Source organism: Acidocella sp. C78 (assembly GCF_907164655.1).
The window spans coordinates 1-9,838 of the sequence record NZ_CAJQZK010000048.1 but is presented as its reverse complement, the minus strand read 5'-3'; the positions used below and the strand labels follow the sequence as shown (position 1 = coordinate 9,838).

The 9,838-nt window shown below is 69.1% G+C and carries 6 protein-coding genes and 2 pseudogenes; all 8 read right to left on the bottom strand.

The window, feature by feature from the left end; all coding sequences use genetic code 11:
• Nucleotides 1-328: 328 nt before the first annotated feature.
• On the bottom strand, nucleotides 329-3,169 hold the full coding sequence (gene fdhF, locus ACIDOCELLA78_RS000000112675; protein WP_201729850.1) for a formate dehydrogenase subunit alpha: 2,841 nt from the start codon (nucleotides 3,167-3,169) through the stop codon (nucleotides 329-331).
• Nucleotides 3,170-3,181: 12 nt separating this feature from the next.
• Nucleotides 3,182-4,732: an NADH-quinone oxidoreductase subunit NuoF gene (locus tag ACIDOCELLA78_RS000000112670; protein ID WP_201729852.1), complete on the bottom strand. Its 1,551-nt coding sequence runs from the start codon at nucleotides 4,730-4,732 to the stop codon at nucleotides 3,182-3,184.
• Nucleotides 4,732-5,205 (bottom strand): formate dehydrogenase subunit gamma, encoded by a 474-nt coding sequence (locus ACIDOCELLA78_RS000000112665; RefSeq protein WP_201729849.1) that lies wholly within the window; start codon nucleotides 5,203-5,205, stop codon nucleotides 4,732-4,734. The genes ACIDOCELLA78_RS000000112670 and ACIDOCELLA78_RS000000112665 overlap by 1 nt, the downstream gene beginning before the upstream one ends.
• A gap of 150 nt (nucleotides 5,206-5,355) precedes the next feature.
• Nucleotides 5,356-6,258, bottom strand: coding sequence for a LysR family transcriptional regulator (locus tag ACIDOCELLA78_RS000000112660; protein ID WP_201729848.1), 903 nt, complete (start codon nucleotides 6,256-6,258; stop codon nucleotides 5,356-5,358).
• Nucleotides 6,255-7,316, bottom strand: a complete 1,062-nt coding sequence (locus tag ACIDOCELLA78_RS000000112655; protein ID WP_249676850.1) for an alcohol dehydrogenase — start codon at nucleotides 7,314-7,316, stop codon at nucleotides 6,255-6,257. Before ACIDOCELLA78_RS000000112655 ends, ACIDOCELLA78_RS000000112660 begins: the two co-directional genes overlap by 4 nt.
• Before the next feature lie 98 nt (nucleotides 7,317-7,414).
• Nucleotides 7,415-8,716, bottom strand: a complete 1,302-nt coding sequence (locus ACIDOCELLA78_RS000000112650) for a folylpolyglutamate synthase/dihydrofolate synthase family protein (RefSeq protein ID WP_201729846.1) — start codon at nucleotides 8,714-8,716, stop codon at nucleotides 7,415-7,417.
• Between the two features lie 10 nt (nucleotides 8,717-8,726).
• A pseudogene (accD, locus tag ACIDOCELLA78_RS000000112645) lies at nucleotides 8,727-9,595 on the bottom strand (acetyl-CoA carboxylase, carboxyltransferase subunit beta).
• Nucleotides 9,596-9,605: 10 nt separating this feature from the next.
• A pseudogene (locus ACIDOCELLA78_RS000000112640) lies at nucleotides 9,606-9,838 on the bottom strand (hypothetical protein); the annotation flags it as partial.

The window sequence follows — 9,838 nt, the reverse complement described above, 5'->3', positions numbered from 1 at the left end:
CCAGCGCCCCGGCAAGGTGTCGCCGCCGGCGGGCGAGCCGCTCGCCGATCTCCGCGCCAACCCGCATCCGGCACTCCACCCCGTCCTCGACGGCGACGATGCGGCACTCCCGCACATCCTCCGCGCGGTCGACGATCCCTTCCGACAGGGCTGAACCCGATCGCGAAATCCTCAAGATCGCGCGGCGTCGCCATCATCACGGCATAGCCGGCCCGGTCGTAGCTCAGCGCCACGGCCGTCTCCTCCGGCACCAGCCTGGTGCCGGCGACGACGTCGCCATGATGGAACGCCGTCGCCGCCACCCGCACGACAGGGGCGGGCAGAGCCGTCATTCCGCCGGCACGGCCTCGATCTGCCGCGTCCGACGGCCGAGATCGGCGTAGTCCTGCTGCGTCGCCGTCGGCCCGTTCGAGGGCGAGACCTGCACCGCCGTCACCTTGTATTCGGGGCAGTTGGTCGCCCAGTCCGAATAGTCGGTGGTGACGACATTGGCCATCGTCATCGGGTGATGGAAGGTGGTGTAGACCACCCCCGGCGCGACCCGGTCGGTCACCTTCGCCCGCAGCGAGGTTTCGCCGGCCCGGCTCGCGAGCTTCACCCACGCGCCGTCATTGATCCCGCGCTGCTCGGCATCGTGCGGATGGATCTCCAGCAGATCCTCCTCATGCCAGGCGGTATTCGCCGTGCGTCGCGTCTGCGCGCCGACATTGTATTGCGACAGGATGCGCCCGGTGGTCAGCAGCAGCGGGAAGCGCGGCCCGGTCTTCTCGTCGGTCGCGACGTATTCCGTCACGAAGAACCGCCCCTGACCGCGGACGAACCCGCCCACATGCATCACCGGCGTGCCCTCCGGCGCCGTCTCGTTGCACGGCCACTGCACCGAGCCCTCCCGCTCCAGCAGGTCGAACGACACGCCCGCGAAGCTCGGCGTCAGCCGCGCGATCTCGTCCATGATCTCCGAGGGATGCGCGTAGTTCATGTTGTAGCCCAGCGCCCGGGCGATGAGCTGGGTGATCTCCCAGTCCTCATAGCCGTTCTTCGGCGTCATCACCTTGCGCACGAGCTGGATGCGCCGCTCGGCATTGGTGAAGGTGCCGTTCTTCTCCAGGAAGGTCGAGCCCGGCAGGAACACATGGGCGAACTGCGCGGTCTCGTTGAGGAACAGATCCTGCACGACGACGCATTCCATCGCCGCGAGCCCGGCGGTGACATGCTTGATGTCCGGGTCGGACTGCGCGATGTCCTCGCCCTGGATGTAGAGCCCCTTGAACGTGCCATCCACCGCGGCATCGAGCATGTTCGGAATCCGCAGCCCCGGCTCGGCGTCGAGCGAAACGCCCCAATCCACCTCGAAAGCCTGCCTGACCCCCGGCGTCGAAACATGCCGGTAGCCGCTGAACTCGTGCGGGAAACTGCCCATGTCGCAGCTGCCCTGCACGTTGTTCTGCCCGCGCAGCGGGTTCACGCCAACGCCGACGCGGCCGATATTGCCGGTCGCCATCGCGAGATTGGCGAGCGCCATCACCGCCGTCGTGCCCTGGCTGTGCTCGGTCACGCCCAGCCCGTAATAGATCGCGGCGTTCCCGCCGGTGGCGTAGAGCCGCGCCGCCGCCCGCACCAGCTGCGGGTCGACGCCCGTGGTCGCCGCCAGCGCCTCCGGGCTGTTGCGCTCGGCGGCGGCGAACTCGGCCCAGTGGGTGAAGGCGTCGAGATCGCAGCGCTCGCGCACGAAGGCCTCGTCGAAGAGGTTCTCGGTGACGATCACATGGGCGAGGGCGGTCAGCATCGCGACATTGGTGCCCGGCCGCAGCGGCAGATGATGCGCCGCCTCGACATGCGGGGTGCGCACGAGGTCGATCCGCCGCGGATCGATCACGATCAGCTTCGCCCCCTCGCGCAGCCGCTTCTTCATCCGCGAGCCGAACACCGGGTGGCCGTCGGTCGGGTTGGCGCCGATCAGCAGGATCACGTCGGCCTGCTCGACGCTGTCGAAATCCTGCGTCCCCGCCGAAGTGCCGAAGGTCTGCGACAGGCCGTAGCCGGTCGGCGAGTGGCACACCCGCGCGCAGGTATCGACATTATTGTTGCCGAACCCGGCGCGGACCAGCTTCTGCACCAGGAAGGTCTCCTCGTTGGTGCAGCGCGACGAGGTGATGCCGCCGACCGAGCCCTTGCCATAGGTCGCCTGGATTCGCTTGAACTCCGCGGCGACATGGCCGATCGCCTCGTCCCACGACACTTCCCGCCACGGATCGGAAATCTTGGCGCGGATCATCGGCCTGGTGATCCGGTCCTGGTGCGTCGCATAGCCCCAGGCGAAGCGCCCCTTCACGCAGGAATGGCCGTGATTCGCCTTGCCATCCTTGTAGGGCACCATGCGCACGAGTTCCTCGCCGCGCATCTCCGCCTTGAACGAGCAGCCCACGCCGCAATAGGCGCAGGTCGTCACCACCGAATGCTCCGGCTGGCCGATCTCGACCACCGATTTTTCCATCAGCGTCGCGGTCGGGCAGGCCTGCACGCAGGCGCCGCAGGACACGCACTCGGACTCGAAGAAGCTCTCCTCCATCCCCGGCGACACCTTGGACTCGAAGCCCCGCCCGGCGATGGTCAGCGCGAAGGTGCCCTGCACCTCCTCGCAGGCCCGCACGCAGCGCGAGCAGACGATGCACTTGGCCGGGTCGAACTGGAAATACGGGTTGGAGAGGTCCTTGACCGAGTCGAGATGGTTCTCGCCCTCATAGCCATAGCGCACCTCCCGCAGCCCGACCGCGCCGGCCATGTCCTGCAACTCGCAATTGCCATTGGCCGAGCAGGTCAGGCAGTCCAGCGGATGGTCGGAGATGTAAAGCTCCATCACCCCGCGGCGCAGCTTGCCGAGCCGCTCGTTCTGGGTATGGACCACCATGCCCTCGGCCACCGGCGTGGTGCAGGAGGCCGGCGTGCCCGCGCGCCCCTCGATCTCGACGAGGCAGAGCCGGCACGAGCCGAAACTGTCCAGCATGTCGGTGGCGCAGAGCTTGGGGATCTGCGTGCCGATCTCCATCGCCGCCCGCATGACCGACGTGCCTTCCGGCACGCTGACCCTCACCCCGTCGATCGTCAGGGTGACGAGGCTGGCGGCCTCGCTGGGCTTGGTGCCGTAATCGATTTCATGGACGAGACCCATGGTGGTTCTCCTTCACTCAGCCGCGGCAGGGAGTTTCGGCGCGCGAAACTCTTCCGGGAAATGGTTGATGGCGGACAGCACCGGATACGGCGTGAAGCCGCCCAGCGCGCAGAGCGAGCCGAACTTCATCGTCTCGCAGAGGTCGCGCACCAGCGCGAGATTCTTCTCCGGCTCGATCCCGGCGCGGATACGGTCGAACGTCTCCACCCCGCGCGTCGAGCCGATGCGGCAGGGCGTGCACTTGCCGCAGGATTCAAGGGCGCAGAACTCCATCGCGAAGCGCGCCATTTGCGCCATGTCGGCGGTGTCGTCGAACACCACGAGCCCGCCATGGCCGATCAGCCCGTCGCGCTTGGCGAACGCCTCGTAATCATAGGGCGTGTCGAACATCGAGGGCGGGAAATAGGCGCCGAGCGGCCCGCCCGCCTGCACCGCCTTCACCGGCCGGCCCGATGCGGTGCCGCCGCCAATCTCGTCCACCAGCTCGCCCAGCGTCACGCCGAAGGCGCATTCGAACAGCCCGCCCTGCTTCACATTGCCGGCGAGCTGCACCGGCATCGTCCCGCGCGAGCGGCCATAGCCCACCTCGGCGTAGCGCTTCGCCCCCTCGGCGAGGATGAACGGCACGCTGGCGAGGCTGATCGTGTTGTTGATGATGGTCGGCCGGCCGAACAGCCCCTCGATCGCCGGCAGCGGCGGCTTCGGCCGCACCTGCCCGCGCTTGCCCTCCAGGCTCTCCAGCAGCGAGGTCTCCTCGCCGCAGACATAGGCCCCGGCGCCGACCCGCACTTCGAGGTCGAAATCATGCGCGCTGCCGTTGATCCCGGAGCCGAGATAGCCGGCGCGCTCCGCGATCTCGATCGCCCGGCGCATCATCCGGATCGCCAGCGGATATTCCGAGCGGATATAGACATATCCCTTGGTCGCGCCCACCGCGACACCGGCGATCGTCATGCCCTCGATCAGCATGAACGGATCGGCTTCCATGATCAGCCGGTCGGCGAACGTGCCCGAATCGCCCTCATCGGCGTTGCAGACGATGTATTTCCGGTCCGCCTGCGCGCGCGCCACGGTCTCCCACTTGATCCCGGTCGGGAAGCCGGCGCCGCCGCGCCCGCGCAGCCCGCTCTCCTTCACCGCGGCGACAATCGCCGCGGGGCCCGCCGAAAGCGCGGCCTCCAGCCCCTTGTAGCCGCCATGATGGCGGTAATCCTCGAGCGACAGCGGATCGATGATCCCGGCCCGGCCGAAGGTGAAGCGCGTCTGCTTCGCCAGATAGGCGATCTCCTCGACATGGCCGACGCAACGCGCATGCGGCGCGCCGTCGAAGAACCGGGCCTCGAACAGCCCCGGCACGTCGGCGACGCCGATATTGCGATAGCCGATCCGCCCCGAGGCGGTGGCCACCTCCACCAGCGGCTCCATGAAGAACATCCCGCGCGAGCCGTTGCGCACGATCGTCACTGGAATGTTGCGCGCCCGCGCCTCAGCCTCGATCGCCGCGGCGACCCGGTTCGCCCCGACCGCCACGGCGGCCATGTCCTGCGGCACGAAAATCTTCATCACGCGGCCTCCGCGACCAGGGCTTCAAGCGTGGCGGCGTCGGCCCGTCCCACCGGCTCGTCGTCGAACAGCGCGCCCGGCGCCGTCGCGCACAGGCCGAGGCAATACACCGCCTCGACGGTGATCCGCCCGTCCGGCGTGGTGCCGCCCCAATCGAGCCCCAGCGCATCGAGCAGCCGCCGCGCATTCGCCTCCGACCCCATCGACTGGCAGGCCTCGGCCCGGCACAGTTTCAGCACGTGGCGGCCGGCCGGTTCGCGGCGGAAATCATGATAGAAGCTGATCACCCCATGCACCTCGGCGCGGGTGATGTTGAGCGCCTCGGCGATCAGCGGCTCCGCCGCGCGGGGCACATGGCCGAAACTCTCCTGCAGCGCGTGCAGGATGGGCAGCAGCGGGCCTTCCTCGCCGACATGATCCCGGATCACGGCGCGTGCCGCCTCGTCGTTCCATTGGGCTGGCGTCTGGTCCATTCCGACTATCCTGTTTCCTCGCTCGGCCAGGATGACCGAGACTCCTGCTTAGGTGATGCAGGTTAATGATTTGTCTATTATCCCCAAGTTTCCCCCGCTAAACAAGCCAAAGACCAGATTGTTTGATAGAAAACATCTATCAATCAGGTCTCAGCCGCCATGCCCCGCCAATGCTGCGGCCCGCGCTTCCGCCACCTCCACCAGCGCCGCCACCAGCGGCGAGACCGGCTCGCGGTTCGGCAGCACCAGCCCGACCGCGTGAACCTCCTCCGGCCCGACGATCGGGATCGCCCGCAGCCGCGGCGTCAGCCCGAAAATCTGCGCCAGCTTCTCCGGCAGCACGCAGGCCCAGCGCCCGGTCTGCACATGGCTGACCAGCACGACGATCGAGTTGCTCTCCAGCGTCGGCCGCAGCTCGGTTCCGGCATTGCGCAGCAGCCGGTCGAGAATCCGCCGGTTCTGCATGTCCGGCGTCAGCAGACACAGCGGGATCTGCCCCACCTCGGCCCAGCTCACCTGCTCGCGCCGCCCCAGCGGCGCATCCGCCGCCGTCAGCAGCCGGTAGCGCTCCTCATACAGCGGCACCACCCGGTTCTTGCCGACCGGCTCGTTGTCGATATAGGTCACCCCGGCATCCACCTCGAAATTCTCCAGCCGCCGCAGCACCTCGTTCGAGGTGCAGGACTGGATCGAGAATCTGACCGCCTCGTGCTGGCGCCGATAGGGTGTGGTGAGTTCCGTGATGGTGGCGAGCGCGGTCGGAATCGCAGCGATCCGCAGCAGCCCCGACAGGCCCAGCTTCAGCGCCCGGATATCGGCGCGCATCGCCTGCATGTCGCCGACGATCCGCCTTGCCCAGTCGAGCACCCGCTCGCCTTCCGGGGTAAACCCCTGAAACCGCGACGACCGCTCGACCAGCGGCATCCCCAGCGCCTCCTCCAGCGCGCGGATTCCCGCCGAGAAGGTGGGCTGGGTCACGCCGCAGCTCTCCGCGCCGCGGCCGAAATGCCGCTCGCGCGCCAGCGCCAGCAGGTATTCGAGCTTCTCGATCAAGCGCCCTCGGCCACCAGCACCAGCCGCCCGGTCACTTCGCCGGCCTTGAGCCGGTGGATCGCCGCGTCCGCCTCGCGCTGCGGCACCGTCTCGATCTGCAGCTTCGGCAGCGCCCCACCCTGGGCCAGATCCACCAGCTCCCGCAGGTCGCCCGGCGTGCCGACGAAACTGCCCTGCAGCGTCAGCGCCCGCATCGGCATGAAGGGCAGCGGGATGTTCAGCTCGCCGCCAAACAGCCCGACCATGATCAGCCTGCCGCCCTTGGCCAGCGCCGCATGCGCCGCCTTCGCCGTGCCCGAGCCGTTGACGAGGTCGATGATCGCCTCCGGCTGCCCGCCGCACGCCGCGATGATCGCCTTGTGCAGCGCCGGGTCGTTGCCGTCCACCACCGCGGTGGCCCCCGCCGCCAGCGCCGCGTCGCGCTTCGTCGCACTGGTATCGACGCTGACGATCGCGCGGTGCCCGAGCGCGCGCAGCACCGCGATCGCCGAAAGCCCGAGCCCGCCCGCGCCGATCAGCACCACCGGCGTCTCCGCCGGCAGCGGCATCACCTTGCGGATCGCGGCATAGACCGTGATGCCCGAACACGCATAGGTCGCCGCCAGCGCCGGGTCGAGATCGCCGGGGTCGACCAGGTGCCCTGCATGCGCCGCGATCACATGGGTCGCGTAGCCGCCATGCTGGTAAATGCCGAGCGAGCGCTGCTTCGCGCAGAGATTGTCCTCGCCCGCCTTGCACCGCGCGCATTCGCCGCAGCCGACCCAGGGATAGACGATCCGCACATCCCCCACCTTCACGCTGCTCGCCTCCGGCCCGAGCTTCACCACCCGGCCGACGATCTCATGCCCGAGTGCGAGCGGCAGCGTGATTCCCCGCTGCACGATCTCATAGCGCCCGGCGCTGCCGAGGTCGTAATACCCGTCCCAGAGATGCAGGTCGGAATGGCAGACGCCGCAATGCGTCACCTCCAGCAGAATCTCCCGCCCCGTCGGCTCGGGCATCGGCAGGTCGATTTCCTTCAGCGGCGCCCCGTTCTCGACAACGGCCCAGGCTTTCATCGTGGCGGACATTCCGGTCTCCCATTTTTCGATCCGCCGCGAGTATCGGGTCGATCGCCCGGTTCAGGCAAGCGGGGCGGGCCGGAAGGCGAGGGGGATCAGCCCTGCGCCGGCGCCGCTTCCTGCCGTGCCAGGATCACCCCGGCCAGATAGAGCGAGCCGCAGATCAGCACCCGTTTCGGCGTCCCGTCCGCGGCGAGCCGCCGCAGCGCCGTCTCCACATCCGGCCCCGCCGTCGCGACCCCGCCCGACGCCTCGATGATCGCCTCGACCGGCAGGGCCAGGTGCTGCCCCGGCTCGACCACCGCCTGCACCGATTCCGCCTGCGGCAGCAGGATGCGCAGGAACTCCGCCACGTCCTTGGCCTGCTTCATGCCGACGACGAGATGCGTCGGCCCCTCCCAGCCGGCCAGAACCTCGGCCAGCGCCTGCGCCCCGCCCGGATTATGCGCGCCATCGAGCCAGAGTTCCGAACCCGCCGGCAGCTCGCCCGCCAAAGGCGGCCCAAGGCGCTGCAACCGCGCCGGCCATTCCGCCGCCGCCATGCCGCGCGCGAAGGCGTCCTCGCCAAACCCGAATCCGCCGGCGCGCAGGGCGGCGATGGCGATGCCGGCATTGTCGAACTGGTGCGCGCCGGGCAGGGCAGGAGCCGGCAGCTCCAGCCGCCCGCCGTCATCCTCATATACGGCACCCGCGCCCTGCTGCATGATCCGCCACTGCCGCCCGCGCACCGCGAGCGGCACCCCGGCGGCCTTCGCCCTGCCATCCAGCACGGCCAGCACCTCCGGCGTCTGGAAACCGGTCACGGCCCGGCTGCCCCGCTTCATGATCCCGGCCTTCTCGGCGGCGATCACGGTTTCGGTGTCGCCCAGGAACTCGCGATGATCGAGCGAGATCGCGGTGATCGCGGCGGCGGCGGGCGGCGGAATCACGTTGGTCGCATCGAACGTGCCGCCGAGCCCCACCTCGACGATCGCGATCTCCGCCGGCCTTGATGCGAACAGCACGAAGGCGGCGGCGGTGATCGCCTCGAACACGGTGATGGGTGCTGCGTCGTTCACCCGCTCCACCTCATCGAGCGCCGCGTCCAGCTCGTCGTCGCTCACCAGCGCGCCGGCAAGCCGGATGCGCTCGTTGAACCGCACGAGATGCGGCGAGGTATAGACATGCGCGCGCAGCCCCGCCGCCTCGGCCATGCCGCGCAGAAACGCGCAGACGCTGCCCTTGCCGTTGGTCCCGGCGACATGGATCGTCGGCGGCAGCCGCCGCTCCGGATGGCCGAGCGCCTCCAGCAGCCGTTCCAGCCGCTCCAGCCGCAGGTCGATCAGCCGCGGATAGAGCCCGTGCAACCGCTCGATCCGCGCATCGATCCGGCCCGGCGCCGGCGTCTCCCCGCTCACGCCGCCCCGCTCACGCCGCCTCGGCCTCCGGCCGCCCCACCTTCAGCAGGCCGAGCAGCCGCCCGAGTGTGGCCGCCATCTCGCCGCGCGCCAGCACCATGTCGACCATGCCGTGTTCGAGCAGGTATTCGGCGCGCTGGAAGCCTTCCGGCAGCTTCTCGCGGATCGTCTCCTCGATCACCCGCGCCCCGGCGAAGCCGATCAGCGCGCCCGGCTCGGCGATCTGGATATCGCCCAGCATCGCGAAGGAGGCGGTCACCCCGCCGGTGGTCGGATCGGTCAGCACCACGATATAAGGCAGCCCCGCCTCGCGGACCATCTGCACCGCGATGGTGCTGCGCGGCATCTGCATCAGGCTCACCGGCCCTTCCTGCATCCGCGCCCCGCCCGAGGCGGTGAACACGATCAGCGCCGCCTTCTGCAACACCGCGAGCCGGGCGGCGGCGACCAGCGCCTCGCCCATCGCCGCCCCCATCGAGCCGCCCATGAAGCGGAAATCCATCGCCGCGATCACCGCGCGATGCCCGCCCACGGTGCCATGCGCCACCAGCACGGCATCCTCCATCCCGGTCTTCCTGCGCGCATCGGCGAGCCGTCGGGATATTTCTTGCGGTCCTGGAATTTCAGCGGATCGGCCGGCACCTTCGGCAGGTCGATCCGCTGGAACGTGCCGCCATCGAAGGTCCAGCCCAGCCGCTCGGCCGCCGTCGCCCGCATGTGGTGGCCGCAATGCGGGCAGACCTTGAGATTGGTCTCCAGTTCGCGGTGAAAGATCATCTGCTGGCAGGCGGAGCACTGATGCCAGAGATTGTCCGGCGCCTCCTTGCGCCCGAGCAGGGTGCGGATGCGCGGGCGGACGAATTCGGAAAGCCAGTTCATGCCGGGCCGGTCAGAAAATGCTGTTGATCAGGTCGTCGCCGAGGCCGAACCCGGCCCCCATCGCGATCGCCCGGCCGAAGCCCGAATTCAGGAACCCGCCGAGCAGCCCGCCGCCCTGCTGCTGCGGATAGCCCTGCTGCGGGTAGCCCTGCGGCGGATACGCCTGCTGGGGATATTGCGGCGGCGGCGGCTGGTAAGCCGGCTGCGTCATCGGCTGGGTCTGCGGCACCGAGGCGGCTTGCG